16 protein-coding genes and 1 pseudogene are annotated in these 17,138 nt (G+C 60.2%); 4 read left to right on the top strand and 13 right to left on the bottom strand.

The window, feature by feature from the left end:
• Positions 1-206: 206 nt before the first annotated feature.
• From ACIOMR_RS13465 to ACIOMR_RS13455, 3 genes and pseudogenes are all read left to right on the top strand, one after another.
• The gene (locus ACIOMR_RS13465; RefSeq protein WP_003213031.1) at positions 207-443 is read left to right on the top strand and encodes a DUF3820 family protein; all 237 of its coding nucleotides are present in this window, start codon (positions 207-209) and stop codon (positions 441-443) included.
• A 12-nt stretch (positions 444-455) separates the two neighbouring features.
• On the top strand, positions 456-1,637 hold the full coding sequence (locus ACIOMR_RS13460; protein ID WP_401194585.1) for an aminotransferase class V-fold PLP-dependent enzyme: 1,182 nt from the start codon (positions 456-458) through the stop codon (positions 1,635-1,637).
• Positions 1,628-1,735: pseudogene (locus tag ACIOMR_RS13455) on the top strand (outer membrane lipoprotein carrier protein LolA); the annotation flags it as partial. The gene ACIOMR_RS13460 and the pseudogene ACIOMR_RS13455, both read left to right, overlap by 10 nt.
• A gap of 99 nt (positions 1,736-1,834) precedes the next feature.
• On the opposite strand, the gene ACIOMR_RS13450 reads toward ACIOMR_RS13455, so the two are convergent.
• The 3 genes from ACIOMR_RS13450 to zwf are packed head-to-tail and all read right to left on the bottom strand — an operon-like array spanning position 1,835 to position 4,684.
• Positions 1,835-2,500 carry a bifunctional 4-hydroxy-2-oxoglutarate aldolase/2-dehydro-3-deoxy-phosphogluconate aldolase gene (locus tag ACIOMR_RS13450; RefSeq protein WP_003213027.1) on the bottom strand — a complete coding sequence of 222 codons (666 nt, stop codon included), beginning with the start codon at positions 2,498-2,500 and terminating at the stop codon, positions 1,835-1,837.
• A 17-nt stretch (positions 2,501-2,517) separates the two neighbouring features.
• Positions 2,518-3,231, bottom strand: a complete 714-nt coding sequence (gene pgl / locus ACIOMR_RS13445; RefSeq protein WP_087693179.1) for a 6-phosphogluconolactonase — start codon at positions 3,229-3,231, stop codon at positions 2,518-2,520.
• Positions 3,218-4,684 carry a glucose-6-phosphate dehydrogenase gene (gene zwf / locus ACIOMR_RS13440; RefSeq protein ID WP_063027707.1) on the bottom strand — a complete coding sequence of 489 codons (1,467 nt, stop codon included), beginning with the start codon at positions 4,682-4,684 and terminating at the stop codon, positions 3,218-3,220. The genes pgl and zwf overlap by 14 nt, the downstream gene beginning before the upstream one ends.
• 218 nt (positions 4,685-4,902) lie before the next feature.
• Between zwf and ACIOMR_RS13435 the strand changes: the two genes are divergently transcribed.
• Entirely contained in the window at positions 4,903-5,763 is an 861-nt protein-coding gene (locus tag ACIOMR_RS13435) for a MurR/RpiR family transcriptional regulator (protein WP_173406104.1), read from the top strand.
• Positions 5,764-5,905: 142 nt separating this feature from the next.
• Here ACIOMR_RS13435 and ACIOMR_RS13430 read toward each other — a convergent pair whose 3' ends face one another.
• The 10 genes from ACIOMR_RS13430 to ACIOMR_RS13385 form a co-directional block, all read right to left on the bottom strand.
• The gene (locus ACIOMR_RS13430) at positions 5,906-6,751 is read right to left on the bottom strand and encodes a D-hexose-6-phosphate mutarotase (RefSeq protein WP_003213018.1); all 846 of its coding nucleotides are present in this window, start codon (positions 6,749-6,751) and stop codon (positions 5,906-5,908) included.
• A 178-nt stretch (positions 6,752-6,929) separates the two neighbouring features.
• On the bottom strand, positions 6,930-8,276 hold the full coding sequence (locus tag ACIOMR_RS13425; protein WP_063027703.1) for a carbohydrate porin: 1,347 nt from the start codon (positions 8,274-8,276) through the stop codon (positions 6,930-6,932).
• Between the two features lie 105 nt (positions 8,277-8,381).
• The gene (locus ACIOMR_RS13420) at positions 8,382-9,542 is read right to left on the bottom strand and encodes an ABC transporter ATP-binding protein (protein WP_003213014.1); all 1,161 of its coding nucleotides are present in this window, start codon (positions 9,540-9,542) and stop codon (positions 8,382-8,384) included.
• 2 nt (positions 9,543-9,544) lie between these two features.
• Positions 9,545-10,390 carry a carbohydrate ABC transporter permease gene (locus tag ACIOMR_RS13415; RefSeq protein WP_003213012.1) on the bottom strand — a complete coding sequence of 282 codons (846 nt, stop codon included), beginning with the start codon at positions 10,388-10,390 and terminating at the stop codon, positions 9,545-9,547.
• On the bottom strand, positions 10,383-11,291 hold the full coding sequence (locus tag ACIOMR_RS13410; protein ID WP_003213011.1) for a carbohydrate ABC transporter permease: 909 nt from the start codon (positions 11,289-11,291) through the stop codon (positions 10,383-10,385). The genes ACIOMR_RS13415 and ACIOMR_RS13410 overlap by 8 nt, the downstream gene beginning before the upstream one ends.
• An 88-nt stretch (positions 11,292-11,379) precedes the next feature.
• Entirely contained in the window at positions 11,380-12,666 is a 1,287-nt protein-coding gene (locus tag ACIOMR_RS13405; RefSeq protein WP_177019392.1) for an ABC transporter substrate-binding protein, read from the bottom strand.
• A gap of 106 nt (positions 12,667-12,772) precedes the next feature.
• The gene (locus ACIOMR_RS13400) at positions 12,773-14,032 is read right to left on the bottom strand and encodes an AGE family epimerase/isomerase (protein ID WP_401194577.1); all 1,260 of its coding nucleotides are present in this window, start codon (positions 14,030-14,032) and stop codon (positions 12,773-12,775) included.
• Positions 14,033-14,188: 156 nt separating this feature from the next.
• Positions 14,189-15,016, bottom strand: a complete 828-nt coding sequence (locus tag ACIOMR_RS13395) for a hypothetical protein (RefSeq protein ID WP_003213005.1) — start codon at positions 15,014-15,016, stop codon at positions 14,189-14,191.
• Between the two features lie 118 nt (positions 15,017-15,134).
• On the bottom strand, positions 15,135-16,133 hold the full coding sequence (locus tag ACIOMR_RS13390) for an NAD(P)-dependent oxidoreductase (protein WP_003213003.1): 999 nt from the start codon (positions 16,131-16,133) through the stop codon (positions 15,135-15,137).
• A 52-nt stretch (positions 16,134-16,185) separates the two neighbouring features.
• Entirely contained in the window at positions 16,186-17,079 is an 894-nt protein-coding gene (locus ACIOMR_RS13385; protein WP_401194573.1) for a LysR family transcriptional regulator ArgP, read from the bottom strand.
• Positions 17,080-17,138: the final 59 nt, after the last annotated feature.

The following is a 17,138-nucleotide window of genomic DNA, read 5'->3' as shown; positions in this document are numbered from 1 at the left end:
TTTTCAATTCCTTCGCGGGTTAAGAAACGTGTATTAGTAATTGCAGCGCCCGTGCCAGCTTTTGAAAAACAATTTATTACTTAAATTTCAATAAGTTAGCCAATACACAAAAATCTGTATCCGCTTTATTTGCATGATCTGTCATTTGGCCTCCATGCAGAATGCCTGTATTTTCCAAGGCATCGACTCAAACACCTGAAGCCGCAATGAACCCTGAAAAACTTGAACTGCTGATCACCCGCGAAATGCCCTTCGGCAAGTACAAGGGCCGGATCATTGCCGACTTGCCCGGCCCCTACCTGAACTGGTTCGCCCGTGAAGGTTTCCCCCACGGCGAACTGGGCGGGTTGCTGGCCCTGATGCAGGAAATCGACCACAACGGTTTATCCGAACTGCTGGAACCCCTACGCGCCAAACACGGCAAGCCTGCCCCTCGTCATTAATAGAGCACGCACATGGACAGTACCCGCGACGAACAACACTGGCACGCCATCGCCCAGCGCTACGACCTGGAGCCCGGCCCGATCAACCTCGAAAACGGTTACTTCGGGCGCATGAGCCGCGCGGTACTTGAGCAGTATCAGGACAACGTCGCCTTCATCAACCGCAGCAACTCTATCCATGTGCGCCAGCGTTTCGAGCAGGGCGAAAACGTCGAGATCCGTAACCAGTTGGCGCAGTTGATGGACGCCGATCCTGAAGCCATCGCCCTCACCCGCTGCGCCTCGGATGCGTTGCAGTCGCTGATCCGCAACTACAACCGCTTGCAGCCCGGCGACCAGGTGCTGATCAGCGACCTGGAGTACGACACCGTCAAGGGCGCCATGCGCTGGCTGGCGCAGAATCGCGGCGTAGAAGTGATCGAGATTGCCCACGAACACCCGGCCAGTTTCGACAGCCTGGTGCAGACGTATCGCGATGCGTTCCTGCGCTATCCCCGCCTGAAACTGCTGGCACTGACCTACGTGACTCACCGCACCGGGCTGGTGATGCCGGTGGAGGCGATTGCCGGCGCTGCCAGGGAACATGGAATTGATGTGATCCTCGATGGCGCCCATGCGCTGGGGCAGATCGAGTTCAACCTGGCACAGTTGGGTATCGCGTTTGCCGGTTTCAACCTGCACAAGTGGATCGGTGCGCCGTTGACCCTGGGCTTTATTTATATCGACCCGCAACGGTTGGCGGACATTGATCCGGACATGGGGGAGTTTCATTACCCGGCCACCGATGTACGTGCCCGCACGCCATACAGCACGCCGAATTTCCCGGCGTTGATGACCTTGCCGCTGGTGTTCGAAGAGCATCGTTTGCTGGGTGGATCCAGAGCCAAGGGCGCCCGCCTTAATTACCTGCGGGATTTGTGGGTGAGTGAGGTGCGGCAGCTGCCGGGAATTGAAGTGCTGACGCCGGACGACCCACGGCTGTATTGCGCGATTACGTCGTTCAAGTTCACTGACAAGCCGGATCAGCAGGTGATGGCGGACCGACTGCTCAAGGAATACGACCTCTTCACCACAACCCGCAGCGGGGCGTCGTTCGGCAGTTGTATTCGGGTGACACCAGGCTTTTTGACGTCAGCGGCGGACATTCATGCGCTGATCAAAGCCATCACCGAACTGAGCGCGATATCACTGTAGGAGCGAGCTTGCTCGCGAAGGTCGTTAACGATGACACGGGAAACCTGACACCCAGCGGTGCTCTCGGTTTTTTCGCGAGCAAGCTCGCTCCTACAGTGGGAGTGGGCCATTTTCCGCAGGCAAAAAAAAGCGGTACACCGACCAAGTGCACCGCAAAAATGCCGTAGAACACAGCAACAACGATTCGGTAAATCCAATCAGTCCAGCAGGGCCAGCGCCTCGGCGGTGGTTTCCTGGATGCGTGCCCAGTCGCCGTTCTTGACCCATTCCGGATCAAGCATCCAGCTACCGCCCACGCACATCACATTTTTCAACGCCATGTAGCTCTTGATGTTGGCCGGGCCAACACCACCAGTCGGGCAGAATTTCACTTCGCCAAACGGGCCGCCCAGGGCCTTGATCGCCGCCACGCCACCGCTGACTTCAGCCGGGAACAGCTTGAAACGGCGATAACCCAGGCCATAACCTTCCATGATCCCGGAGGCATTGCTGATGCCCGGCAACAGCGGAATCGAGCTGTGTACCGAGGCTTCCAGCAGGTCACGGGTAATCCCGGGGGTGACGATAAATTGCGAACCGGCCACTTCGGCCGCTTCCAGCATATGACGATCCAGCACGGTACCGGCACCGGTGCACAGCTCCGGACGCTGCTCACGCAGTACCTGGATGGCCTTGAGGCCGAACTGCGAACGCAGGGTCACTTCCAGTGCGGTCAAACCACCGGCTGCCAGGGCATCGGCCAGCGGCAGGATGTCCTGTTCACGGGCAATGGTGATCACCGGCAGGATCCGCGCCTTGGCGCAGAGGCTGTCGATCAAGGCAACTTTGTCCGCCATGGAAACGGTAGGTTGAGGGCTGTTCATCGCGGCTGATCCTTGGCTCATGGGCACCAGTAAATCTCTAGAGTAGGTTGCAAAAACGCGCGTATCGGCATGGCAGCAACGTCGTCACTGGCCAGCGCGGCGCTCAAGGTGGTCAATTTCGAGCTGCCGGAAATCGACAGCACGGTGTAGTGGGCGGTGGCCAGCAGCGCGCGACTCATGGTCAGGCGCTGGTGCGGCACGGTCGGCGCCAGCATCGGCCAGCAACGACGGCTGCCGTCCGGCTTCAACGCTTCAGCCAGGTTCGGGCTGTTGGGGAACAGCGACGCGGTGTGGCCGTCGTCGCCCATGCCCAGTACCAGCACATCAATCGTCGGCAACTCGGCCAGCAGGCGATCAGCCTGCTCGGCAGCGTCGTCAAGGGTGGCGGCGACGCTGTACAGGCTCAGGAACTTGGCCTTGGCCGCCGGGCCTTGCAGCAAATACTTCTTCAACAGGCCGGCATTGCTGTCGGCATGTTCCACCGGCACCCAGCGCTCGTCGGCCAGGGTGATGGTCACCTTGGACCAGTCCAGGCCTTGCTTGGCGAGGTTCTGGAAGAACGCCACCGGGCTGCGGCCGCCGGACACCACCAGGGTCGCTTCGCCACGGGCACTGATGGCCGCGCGCAGTTGTTCGGCCACGTCATTGGCCAAGCCATCCGCCAGCAGCACCGGGTTGCGGTACTCATGGGCAGTCACGCCCTGAGGCAGTTTCAAATCAGATATCGCCATACCAAGACCTCCCGTCCCGCGTGATCAGTGCAATCGAGCTCATTGGCCCCCAGGACCCCGCCGCGTACGGCTTGGGCGCATCACCGGACTTTTTCCACCCGGCGATCAACTGGTCACACCACTTCCACGCAGCTTCGATTTCATCTTTGCGCACAAACAGGTTCTGGTTGCCACGCATTACTTCCAGCAACAGCCGCTCGTAGGCATCGGGAATCCGTGCGCTGCGATAGGTGTCGGAAAAATTCAGTTGCAGCGGGCCGCTGCGCAGTTGCATGCCCTTGTCCAGGCCCTGCTCCTTGGTCATCACGCGCAAGGAAATCCCTTCGTCCGGTTGCAGGCGGATGATCAGTTTGTTGCTGATCTGCAAGCGCTGCTCCGGGGCGAAGATGTAGTGGGACGGTTCCTTGAAGTGGATGACGATCTGCGACAGTTTTTGCGGCATGCGCTTGCCGGTACGCAGGTAGAACGGCACCCCGGCCCAACGCCAGTTACGGATATCGGCACGCAGGGCGACGAAGGTCTCGGTGTCGCTCTGGGTGTTGGAGTTCTCTTCTTCCAGGTAACCCGGTACCGGCTTGCCGGCGCTGTAGCCGGCGATGTATTGGCCACGCACCACCTGGGTGGTCAGGCCGTCCGGGCTGATGGGCGCCAGGGCCTTGAGCACCTTGACCTTCTCGTCCCGAATACTGTCGGCAGACAGGTCGGCCGGCGGGTCCATGGCGATCAGGCACAGCAGCTGCAGCAGGTGATTCTGGATCATGTCCCGCAGCTGCCCGGCCTTGTCGAAATAGCCCCAGCGACCTTCGATGCCTACTTGCTCGGCCACGGTGATTTCCACGTGGGAGATGTAGTTCTGGTTCCACTGGGTTTCAAACAGGCTGTTGGCAAAACGCAGGGCGATCAGGTTCTGGACGGTCTCTTTGCCCAGGTAGTGGTCGATGCGGTAGGTGCGGTTTTCCGGGAAGAACTGCGCCACGGCGTCGTTGACCTTGCGCGAGGAATCCAGGTCCGAGCCGATGGGTTTTTCCAGGACCACGCGGGTATTTTCCGCCAGGCCGACCTTGGACAGGTTCTCGCAGATCGCGCCGTACACCGCCGCCGGGGTAGCGAAGTAGGCGATCAGGCGTTGTTCGGTGCCGGCGTTCTCTGCCAGGGCGACGTAGTCATCGGCCTTCAGGAAGTCGACGTGCAGGTACGTCAGGCGGGCCAGGAAACGCTGGGCGACGGTTTCGTCCAGTTCCTTGCCAACGTAGCTGCGCAATTCTTTTTCGATGTGGGCCAGGTGCTGTTGCTCGGAACCGGCCTCACGGGCCAGGGCCAGGATGCGCGTGTCTTCGTGCAGCAGGCCCGCACCATCGAGTTGATAGAGGGCAGGAAATAACTTGCGCAGCGCCAGATCACCCAAGGCGCCAAACAGGGCAAAGGTGCAGGGTTCTACGGTTATCGAAGGCATGATGTTTGTTCTTTTATCAAGTTAAGCTACAAATACCTTTTTTTAAGGCATCACTCAAGGAAAAATGTAGTAATAACCACAACATTTTCCCGAAAAACGTATTCCGAGTGGTGGTGTTCAACTACCCTCAGTAGGATAGGCCACCGCAAAGGGCCGCTCGTCGATTGGTTGACGACCCTTATTTGCATCGTCGCCCTAAGGAAACATGAATGGACCGCGTGCGAAATCTACTGGAACAGATCCAGAAACGCCTCGAAGAACTGAACAAGGCTGAACGTAAAGTCGCCGAGGTCATCCTGCTCAACCCGCAGCAGGCGACCCGCTTCTCTATCGCCGCCCTCGCCCAGGCCGCTTCGGTCAGCGAACCTACAGTGAACCGCTTCTGCCGCTCGTTCGGCGTGAGTGGTTACCCTGAACTTAAATTGCAGCTGGCGCAAAGCCTGGCCAGTGGCGCGGCGTATGTCAGCCGCGCGGTGGAGGCCGATGATAACCCGGAGGCCTACACCCAGAAGATCTTCGGCAGTGCCATCGCGTCCCTCGACAGCGCCTGCCAGGCCCTGGACCCGAACCTGATCAGCAAGGCCGTCGACCTGCTGATCCAGGCTCGGCAGATCCACTTCTTCGGCCTGGGTGCTTCGGCGCCGGTGGCCATGGACGCGCTGCACAAGTTTTTCCGTTTCAACCTGTCGGTCACGGCCCACGCCGATGTGCTGATGCAGCGGATGATCGCCTCGGTGGCCCACACCGGGGAGTTGTTCGTGATCATTTCCTACACCGGGCGTACCCGTGAACTGGTGGAAGTAGCACGTATTGCGCGGGAAAACGGCGCCTCGGTGCTGGGCGTGACCGCCGAAAATTCGCCGCTGGCCAAGGCCAGTACGGTGAGCCTGAACATTCCGTTGCCGGAGGACACCGACATCTACATGCCGATGACCTCGCGGATCATTCAGTTGACGGTGCTGGATGTACTGGCGACGGGCATGACCTTGCGTCGCGGAGTGGATTTCCAGCCGCACTTGCGCAAGATCAAAGAGAGCTTGAACGACAGCCGGTATCCGGTTGGGGATGAATTCAACTAGGCCCGAATCTACTGTGAATGTGCCGGCCTCTTCGCGAGCAAGCCCGCTCCCACATTCGACTGCATTCCAAAAGTGGAACTCGGTCTAATGTGGGAGCGGGCTTGCTCGCGAAAGCGGCATCAGCAACACCGGAACATCCGGATCAAGCCCCCGCCCTGGCCTGCAAACTCAAATGCGCCCTCTCCCCCGGCGCCAGGCTCGCAGCAGCCATCGCCGACTCCACACACACAAACCCCGCAGCCTCGTTGAAGCTCACCCCCAGCAACGGTCGACTCCCCGGGTGCCACACCACCGTGTCGGCACTCTCGCCGGTGTCGATGCACAATTCGCGCTGCCAGGCATGGTCCTTGAGGTGCAGTTCGCCGTCGTGCTGGAACACCCGCTGACACCCACCATCGACACGCAACTCACCTTCCTGCTGGCACGCCTGACGATTCAGCTGGTCGTAGCCCTGCGCGCCATCGAGCCCAGACAGCGCTATCTCACCAACGTTGCCAATCCGCCAATAAGCGTGCAAAGCATGGCTCAATTGGCACGGCAGCTCGTCCTGGTGCTCGGTGGCCAGGCGCAGCTCCAGGGTTTCCCCCAGGTGTGCATGCAGGTCCACCTGCCAGTCGCATAGCTGCAATTGCCAGTGCAAACGCACGCCGTCGTCGTCGGTGCTGCTGTCCAGCAACTTCCAGTCGATCAGCCGTGCCCAGCCATGGGACGGCCAGGCGTTTTCGCTGGGATGGCGGCCATACCACGGCCAACACACCGGCACGCCGCCACGGATGGCGCCGACCTGCGGCCACTTGGCCGCGCACCACAGCCAGGGCTTCTGGCCCGTGGGCTGAAAGTGCAGCAATTGCGCGCCCTGACGACTGAACACCGCTTGGCAGAGCGGGTGATCAATCACCAGCACATCGCGCATCTGGAAGCGTTCCCAGGCGAATACCGGCCGCTCGCGCAGGGATTTGAAAAAGCGTTGCAGCGGATGCTCATGCATGTGCCACGGTCCTGAATATCTTTGCAGGCGCTGGCTTGCCTGCGATGGCATCGCCTCGGTGTGGCAGATACACCGCGGGGCTCGCATCGCAGGCAAGCCAGCTCCCACACAAAAAAAAGCGGATAGCCATGGCTACCCGCAAAATGCGCACAGAGAGAAGGAGCTTATCGCAACAACGTTAGAACGTAGACTGAATTTTCAGGCCCGCTACCACCGCGTTGTCGACTTGCTTAACACCACCTGGGTTGGCGATGTATTGCAGGTTAGGACGCACGGTCAGCCAGTTGGTGACGTGGAAGCCGTAGTTGAGTTCGACGTTGTACTCCGTGTTACGCAGCGGTGCGTAACCCGATTGGTCGTAATCCGTGAACCCGCCGGCCGCGTTGAGCAACTCAGCATTTTTCTTCACGTCACTGTTGGCATGGATACGGGATACACCGATACCCACGTCATCTTTTGTACGTGCGTCGAATGGACCTTTATACACAAGCATCAGCGACTGGTAGTTGTCGACCAGGTTGGTGTCTTTGTCGTGGAAGGTGACGTTGGCCGCAATGTTCAAGCCGCGGGAAGCATCGCCATTGTGGGTGGTGAGTTGCTGTTGCAGAACGCCCCAGTAACCGCTTTTGCTGCTGCGAACGCGGAAGGCTGCGCCCGTGGTTCCAGCATCGTTACCGTTGACGTCTTCACGTACGTCGGTAGCGTCGGCGGTGCTCTTGTAGTAACCCACACGGTATTCGCCCGGCAGGCCATTGACCTTCGGCGACCAGACCAATTCAACCGGCAATACGGTGCCTTTGGTGCCGCTGCCGCTGAGCTTGAAGCCGTTGCCGTGCTCCAGTTGCGACGGGTTCTGGTTGTACGCACCGATTTGCGCATACAGCTCAGGCGTGATGTTGTACTTCACGCGGATAGCCGCCTGGCTGACGGGCCAGTTGTACCAGGTGTTTACATAGTTACCGACCTGCGAGCCACAGAACGACAGGTTCTGGAAGTCGCACGGGAAGGTGTTGAAGTCTTCGCCTTCACCGAAGTAACCGAGTTTCACGTCCAGCTTGTTGTCGAACATCTGGTGCTGAATCCAGAACTGGGTCAGACGCACCATGTGGCCTCGGCCGTCGACTTCTTGAGACGAACTCAAGGTGCCGGCACGCGGGTCACCAATACGGTCGTTGGAAATGTTTGCGCCATTACGATTGGTCAACTGGATCTTGGCCTGGGTGTTATCCCAGCCCCACAGCTTTTGCAGGTCCAGTGCCACGCCCAGACCGAACTGGTCAGCGTAACGGGCAGTCTTGTCGTTGTTGTAGCCACCGCTGAGGTTGCCACCGACTTCACCGACGTAATCCGCCTTGATGTCGATACCTTGCTCGATCAGCTTGGTACGCTCGCCGCCCCAATCGCCGGTCATCCACTTGGAATCGGCGCTGAACGCGTCGTCCGCCATCGCATTGGCGGACAGTACCAGGGCGGCTGCTGCTGACAGTTGGCAGATCAGCCGGGTGTTGTTGTGGTGCTTTTTCATCCCTACATCCTCGTCTTTATTGTTATTAACTGTTTTTATCTAACGCGGTTTACTTCTTTGTGAGAGCAGGACTCTCACAAAAGCCCCTACACATCATTTGAAACTTCAGCGTCCCTTGAATTGAGCAACGTTGTCCGCACGATCCTGTGCCGGCAACGAGGTGGCAGTGCCCAGGCGCTCGCCGGTCTTGGCGTCGAACAGCAACACCTTGGCCGGGTCGAACTGCAAGGTCAGGGTCTCGCCCACTTGCGGCGCCACATCGGGCGCCAGGCGGCAGCAGACCTTGGTGTCATTGATTTGCACGAACACCAGGGTGTCCGGACCGGTCGGCTCGGTGACTTGCACCTCGGCCCGAATGGTCGGCGCACCGGTGGCTTCGGCAGCGGCCAGCACGATCTGCTCCGGGCGCAGGCCCAGGATCACTTCGCGGTCTTCAAGACCGGCATCGTTCATGTTCAATGGCAATTCACAGCGGGCCTGGCCGCTGTCCAGCAGCGCCACCAGGCGGCCGTCCTTGCGTTGCAGGCGCAGTGGAATGAAGTTCATCGGCGGCGAACCGATGAAGCTCGCCACGAACAGGTTGGCCGGGTCGTTGTAGATCTCTTTCGGCGTGCCGAACTGCTGGATGATGCCGTCCTTCATGACCGCCACTTTGTCGCCCAGGGTCATCGCTTCGATCTGATCGTGGGTGACGTAGACGGTGGTGGTTTTCAGACGCTGGTGCATCAGTTTCATTTCGGTACGCATCTCGACCCGCAGCTTGGCGTCGAGGTTGGACAGCGGTTCGTCGAACAGGTAGATCTTCGGGCGACGCGCCAGTGCCCGGCCCATGGCCACGCGTTGTTGCTGGCCACCGGAGAGCTGGCCCGGCTTGCGATTGAGCAGGTGCTCGATCTGCAGCAGCTTGGCCACTCGCGCCACTTCTTCATCGATCGCCGCCTGGGGCATCTTGCGAATCTTCAGGCCGAATTCGATGTTCTCGCGCACGCTCATGGTCGGGTACAGCGCGTAGGACTGGAACACCATGGCGATGTCACGATCCTTGGGGCTCATGCCGCTGACGTCCTGGTCGCCGATCATGATCGCGCCACCGGTGATGTTTTCCAGGCCGGCAATGCAATTCATCAAGGTCGATTTGCCGCAACCCGAAGGGCCGACCAGGATCAGGAACTCACCTTCCTTGATCGACAGTTCGATGTTCTTCAGGGTGTCCGGCAGGCCGGTACCGTAGGTCTTGTTTACGTTACGAAGTTCGAGCGTTGCCATGATTACCCCTTGACCGCGCCGGCCGTCAGGCCGCGCACGAAATACTTGCCTGCGACCACATAGACCAGCAGGGTCGGCAGCCCGGCGATCATCGCCGCCGCCATATCAACGTTATATTCCTTGACCCCGGTACTGGTGTTGACCAGGTTGTTCAGCGCCACCGTGATGGGCTGCGAATCACCGCTGGAGAACACCACGCCGAACAGGAAGTCGTTCCAGATCTGCGTGAACTGCCAGATCAGGCACACCATGATGATGGGTGTCGACATCGGCAGGATGATCAGGCGGAAGATCGTGAAGAACCCCGCGCCATCCAGGCGAGCCGCCTTCACCAGTGCATCGGGAATGCTGACGTAGTAGTTACGGAAGAACAGTGTAGTAAACGCCAGTCCGTAGACGATGTGCACGAACACCAGGCCCGTGGTGGTACTGGCCAGGCCCATCTTGCCGAGGGTGAACGAGGCTGGCAGCAGCACGGTCTGGAACGGCAGGAAGCAGCCGAACAGCAACAGGCCGAAGAACAACTGCGAACCACGGAAGCGCCACATCGACAGCACGTAGCCGTTCAACGCACCGATGGCGGTGGAGATCAGTACCGCCGGAACGGTGATCTTGATCGAGTTCCAGAAGTAGCCGTCAACCGTGGCCCAGGCTTTCACCCAGCCGATGCCGGTGATCACGGTGGGCCAGCTCAGCAGGTTGCCGGTGCTGATGTCTTCCGGGGTCTTGAAGCTGGTGAGCAACATGACCACCAACGGCACCAGGTACAGCAGGACAGCGAGAATCAGCACCGCGTAGATCGCGACGCGGCTCAGGCTGATGGCAGGTTTGCCAGCAAGACTAGTCATTGCGCTTGGTCCTCAGCTCGGAGTACAGGTAAGGCACGATGATCGCGAGAATCGCACCGAGCATCAGAATCGCACTGGCCGAACCCATGCCCATCTGGCCGCGGCTGAAGGTGAAGGAGTACATGAACATCGCCGGCAGGTCGGAGGAGTAACCCGGACCACCCGCCGTCATGGCCGCCACCAGGTCGAAGCTCTTGATCGCGATGTGCGCCAGGATCATTACCGCACTGAAGAACACCGGGCGCAGGCTTGGCAGCACCACTTTCCAGTAGATGCGCGGCATGCTCGCGCCGTCGATCTGCGCCGCACGGATGATCGATTGATCAACACCGCGCAGGCCGGCAAGGAACATCGCCATGATGAAGCCCGAGGCTTGCCACACAGCAGCGATCACCAGGCAATACACCACACGGTCCGGGTCGATCAGCCAGTCCAGGCGAAAGCCTTCCCAGCCCCAGTCACGCAGCAGTTTGTCCAGGCCCATGCCTGGGTTGAGCAGCCATTTCCAGGCGGTACCGGTGACGATCATCGAAAGCGCCATCGGGTACAGGTAAATGGTGCGGATAAAACCTTCGCGACGGATTTTCTGGTCGAGGAAAATCGCCAGGGTCACGCCGATCACCAGGGTGATGCCGATGAACATGCCCCCGAACACCGCGAGGTTCTTGCTCGCGACCCACCAGCGGTCGTTGTCGAACAAGCGCACGTATTGCGCCAGGCCTACGAACTTGTAGGTCGGCAGGAAAGTCGAGTTAGTGAACGACAGCACGAACGTCCACAGGATGTAGCCATAGAAGCCCACCAGAACGATGAACATGCTCGGCGCCAGCACCAGTTTGGGTAGCCAGCGCTGCAGTGCATCGAACGGCGAGGCTTTGCTGAACACAGCAACAGAACTCATGGGAAAATCCAGTACAGGGAAAAAGGACTACAGGAACATGCCTTGTGGGGGTTAGGGGTCCCCCCACAAGGCCATTCAGTGCTAACCGTTACTTGGCAGACTTGATCGCGGCAGCGAGTTTCTTCGCGGTATCCGCAGGGTCAGCTTTCGGGTCGTTGATGTAGTTGGTCACGACATCAAAGAACGCGCCTTGTACCGCCAGCGTGGTTGCCATGTTGTGGGCCATGCTTGGTTGCAGGCCGCCAGTCTTGGCATCCGCCAGGAAGTCCTTGGCAGCAGTCTGGGCGCAGGAGTCGAAGCCGTATTTGCCCATGTCTTGCAACATGTCGATACGAACCGGGATCGAGCCTTTGTTGATGCTGAAGACTTTCTGGAAGTTTTCGCTCAGCACGACCTTGGCGATGTCCTGCTGACCGGCAGCAGTGCCTTTGTCTTTCTGCTTGAAGGCTGCGAGGGAGTCGATGTTGTAGGTGAAGGCCTTGTCGGTGCCCGGGAAGGCTACGCACTCGTAGTCTTTGCCGGCGACTTTCTTGGCGGCGGTCCATTCACTCTTGGCCCAGTCACCCATGATCTGCATGCCGGCCTTGCCGTTGATGACCTTGGCGGCTTCCAGGTTCCAGTCCTGGCCCTTGCCGTCGGCGTCCATGTAGGTCGCGACTTTCTTCAGCTCGGTCAGGGACTTGATCATTTCAGGGCCGGTCAGGGCTTTTTCGTCGAGGTCGACCAGGGCTTTCTTGTAACCGTCAGCCCCCATGACCGAGAGCACGACCGCTTCGAAGACGGTGCTGTCCTGCCAAGGCTGGCCACCGTGGGCGAGCGCAATGAAGCCGGCTTTTTTCAGCTTGTCGCCAGCGGCGTAGAATTCTTCGAGGGTGGTAGGCGGTTTTTCGATACCGGCTTTCTTGAACACTTCCGGGTTGATCCACAGCCAGTTCACGCGGTGAATGTTCACCGGCACGGCCACGTAATCACCTTCGTACTTCACGGTATCGGAGACTTTCTTGTCCAGCAGCGAATCCCACTTCTCTTCTTTGGCGGGAACCTTCAGGACGTCGGTGTCGAGCAGCCCGGTGGACGCCCATTCCTGAATGTCGGGGCCTTTGATCTGGGCCATGCCTGGCGGGTTGCCAGCAACGGCGCGGCTTTTCAGTACGGTCATGGCAGTGGAACCGCCACCGCCGGCGACGGCACCGTCTTTCCAGGTGAAACCGTCTTTTTCAACTTGGGCCTTCAGGACATCTACTGCCGCTTTCTCGCCACCCGAGGTCCACCAATGCACAACTTCAACCGTCCCTTTCGAGTCGGCGGCAAAAGCACTGAGGGGAAACAACGAGGCAACGGAAATAGCTACGGCGAGGCGACTGATCGCTTTCATCTGAGTACCTTTTTTCTTGTTGTTATGCATGCAAGTCGGTGCTTGCGCTGCAAACGAGTTTAAACAGGGATTTTTCAGGTGCAGGTAACAAAGGGACGCCAAAATGTCACCACTTGGTGACATAGCGTCCGGTGGCCACGGCACTGGCCATGCTCGGTGACAAGGGTAGCCCCGGCAGCAAGACAGACTGCCAGGCGTGGTAGAGGTCCGGTTTGCCACCCCAGATTTTCGCGCTGGGCTGGTTTTTCGGGCTCAGTTCGTGGTGCCAGCTGCCGTGGGTGCGGTCAATGAAACGGGTTTCACAGAACTCCCAGAAGCGCCGGTACCAGGTTTCGTAATGCAGCTCCCCCGTGCGTTTGAGCAGCGCCTGGGCAGCGGCACTGGCTTCGCAATGGGTCCAGTGCAGGCGCTCGCGCACCACGGGGCGCTGGCTCCAGTCGAGGGTGTAGACAATGCCGGGGGCGCCGTCGACGGCCCAGGCGTATTCACAGGCGCTGGCGAACAGGCCCTTGGCGTCGGTCACTAGCCACTCAGGGGTGACGAGCCCGGCATCCAGGCGCGCAGCCTCAAGGTGCAACACCAGTCGCGCCCATTCGAAGCCGTGCCCGGGGGTGATGCCGTAGGGACGAAAACCATCGGCCGGGTTGTCTTCGTTGTAACCACGCAGGGGTTGCCAATGGCTGTCGAAATGCTCGATCACCATGTCCCGGTTTTGCGCCGCATGGATATGAATAATCCGCTCGACGATGCGCAGTGCCCGGTCCAACCAGCGGGTTTCACCGGTGACATCGGCCAGGGCCAGGAAGGCTTCAGTGGCGTGCATGTTGCTGTTGGCGCCGCGATAGGCTTCTACCCCGCTCCAGTCCTGGGCGAAGGACTCGAGCATCGCGCCCTCCTCTTCGTTCCAGAAGTACTGGTCGATGATGTGGATCGCGTCGTTGAGCAAGGTTTGCGCGCCGGGCGCGCCAGCCACTACTGCGGAGCTGGCGGCCAGTGCGACAAAGGCGTGCAGGTAGGCGGCCTTGCCGGTGTTGCCGTCGCGGGCGTCGGGCGTGGCGAACCAACCGCCGTGCCGGGCATCACGCAGCGGGCCGCTGAGGGCCACGACGCCGTGTTCCACCAGATCGGCATAACCTGGCAGCCCCAGGCCATGGGCCATGGCAAAGCTGTGGGTCATACGGGCGGTGTTCATGGTTTCAGCGACGGCATCGGGCGGCAGGACGCCTTGATCGTCGAGGTTGCCGAAGCCGTCAGGCAGCCTGGAAGCCTTGGCGAATGACAGCAGGCGCTGGCCTTCAGTGGCAAGCCAGGCGTGATGGGCAGGTGCGTTCAGCCAACTACTGGCAGGCAGTGGTTGCGTGGTCATGATTAGCCCTTTTTATTATGTGCGGGATGACGGGAGTCTAAACAAGGGCGGCGCGAGGGCAAGTAACGAAGGAGACGGGAAATGTCACTGATTGGTGACATTGATTGTGCCAGGGCCTGCAGGCGTCATGTGTAGTGACGCCTGCAGCACCTCACATCACTGCTGCCCGAGAGGGGTGATCCGGGCCGGCTGGTTGATCTGCTGCTGCAGGTTCTGCACCTGGCTTTGCAAGGCAGTGACGTTACGCGTGGTCTGGATGCGGAACACGTCGAACTCCTTGGTGGACGGACCGTCGGAAGCCGCGGCGCGGTTGTCCAGTTCGCTCTTGAGGACCACAAGGTCCTGCTCCAGGCGGGCGATGGCGGCCGTGGGGTTGCCCTGTTTTTTCAGGGCTGCGACGTCGGCGGAGAGGTCCTTGAACTCGGCGTCCCGGGACTTGAGGGTAGCCACCGCCTCCGTCAGCGCCTGGACCTGGCCCTGCAATTGCGCGTTGGCACTGGACAGTTGGGTCGTGCTGGCGGTCATCTGCTCCAGGCGCTTGTCCAGGTCCGTTGCCTGGCCGGCCACGCCCATCTGCTGCTTGCCCTGCTCCAGCAACTGGGTCTCCAGCTGCTTGATCTGCAGTTTCAGGGCCTCGCTGCCATTATTCACATTGGCTTCGCTGGCCACCACCTTGCCGGAAATATCCTGCAGGCGCCCCGCCGCTTCCTCGCTGATGCGCGCGAAGCTTTCCTGGGTCGCCACCAGTTGCTGGCCCATCAGGGAAATCTGCTGGAAGCTCCACCAGGCTAGGCCGGCGAAGGCGAACAGCAGCGCACCGACCAATGCCCACAGCGGCCCGGTACTGGCGCTCTTGACCTTGACAACCGGCGCAGGCCGGGAGCGCACGGAGGTAGCCGGCGTGGGCTCGAAATCATCGTCGTCCGAGGTGTCGGCCCGCAGGCTGGGAACGTTGTCGAAGTCGTCGTTAGCATCGTTACGCATGAATCAACCTTAAATCCTTTGAGGTGGCATATGGATAGCCAGGCGTCGGAGTATAAACCCCCGACCTGCCGCACTGATCGACCCGGGTTCGCAAATTCGGTTCCCGGTGTGTTGCCGGTTATTTAAGTCCCACGTCCTGGGCCTTCCACCAACTGCAGAACTCGTCGAGGGCCGCCCACAGGCTGACCTTGGGCTGGTAGTCGAGATAATGCCGTGCGCGGGTGATGTCGAGGGTGAAATCTTTGTTCATCACCTGCATGCCCAGCCGTGACAAAGACGGTTCCGGGCGCCCTGGCCACATGGCACAGAAAGCTTCATTGAGCGCCGCAACGCTGTAAGACAAGCCGTAGGACCGATAACGGGTGACCTGAGGCATGTCCATCTGTCGCATCACGTAGTTCACCACATCCCACACCGGCACCGGGGCACCGTTGCTGATGTTGTAGACCTTGCCCAACGCCGAGCCCGTCGCCAGCAAACTGCTGAGCAGGGCTTCATTGAGGTTGTGCACGCTGGTGAAATCGACCTTGTTCAGGCCATCGCCGACAATCGCCAGGCGGTTCTTGCGCTGCATCTTCAACAGGCGCGGGAAGATGCTCATGTCGCCGGCCCCCGTGACAAAGCGCGGGCGCAGGGCCAGCACTTCGAGGCCAAACTCCTGGGCGCCAAACACCTTTTGCTCCGCCAGGTATTTGGTGGCTGCATACGGATGCTTGAAACGCTTGGGCACTTGTTCTTCGGTCAAGCCCAGGTGGTCACGGCCGTCGAAGTAGATCGACGGCGAAGACAGGTGCACCAGGCGCCCGACCCGCTGCTTGAGGCAGGCCTCCACCACGTTTTCGGTAACCAGCACATTGCCCTGGTGGAAGTCCTGATAACGCCCCCACAGCCCCACGGCCCCGGCGCAATGCACCACGGCCTCGACGTCGCGGCACAGCTCGCGCACCAGGTCCGGATCATTCAAATCACCCTGGATAAACTCGGCGCCGCGCCGTACCAGGTGCTCCACACCTTCGGCCCGCCGCCCGTTGACCCGCACGTCCAGGCCCTGCTCCAGGGCGAAACGCGCAAAGCGCCCGCCAATGAAGCCGCTTGCGCCGGTGACCAGAATTTTCATGACTTACTCCGCATTCTTTCGTTTTTCATCGCTGTTGCCTTGACGCTGGCCATCACGCCAACGGCACCAACCATTGCCCCGTTGTGTGTGCCAGATGATCCGTCAGCAGGCCCAGCAATTGTCCACCACTGCGCCAATGATGCCAGTACAGCGGCACATCGATCGGCTTATCTGGCAATAACTCCACCAACACGCCCTTTTCCAGCTGGTCGCGCACCTGCAGTTCGGGCACCAGGCCCCAGCCCAATCCGGCTTCCGTCAGGCGAATAAAACCTTCGGACGAGGGGCATAGATGGTGTTCGAAACCACCGTCGACGCCCAGGGACGCCAGGTAGCGATGCTGCAGGAAATCATCCGGGCCGAACACCAGCGCCGGCGTGCGGGCCAGTTGATCGGCCCGCACGCCCTCGGGAAAGTGCCGAGCGACAAACGCCGGGCTGGCCAGCGCCCGATACCGCATCGCGCCGAGCAACAGGCTGCGGGCGCCGGCCACCGGGCGTTCGCTGGCGCAAATACAGGCTGCCACTTCGCCGGCGCGCATGCGCTTGAGGCCGACGGTCTGGTCTTCTACCACCAGGTCCAACAGCAAATGCTGCTCGGCGCAGAAGTCGCTCACCGCCTCGGCCCACCACGTGGCGAGGCTGTCGGCATTCAAGGCGATGCGCAGGCGCTCGGGCATGCCCTCTTCATCCAGCGCGGGCACCTGGCTTTGCAGGTCGCGCTCCAGCAATCGTACCTGTTGCACGTGGTTGAGCAGGCGGCGGCCGATCTCGGTGGGCGTCGGCGGCGTGGCACGTACCAGCACCGGCTGGCCGATTCGCGCCTCCAACAGCTTGATGCGCTGGGAAATCGCCGATTGGGAAATTCCCAGTACCTGCGCGCCCCGCTCGAAGCCGGCCTGTTCCACCACCGCCGCCAGGGCGGAAAGCAATTTATAGTCCAACATCAGTTTTCCTAATGAGCGATCAGCAATATTGGTTTTTCTTATACAGCCTTGGACGGGAG

Origin of the sequence: Pseudomonas sp. NPDC087814 (genome assembly GCF_044742865.1) — a bacterium.
In the GTDB taxonomy this organism is placed as follows: domain Bacteria; phylum Pseudomonadota; class Gammaproteobacteria; order Pseudomonadales; family Pseudomonadaceae; genus Aquipseudomonas.
The sequence above is the reverse complement of the archived record's forward strand: the minus strand, read 5'-3'. Positions and strand labels throughout refer to the sequence as shown.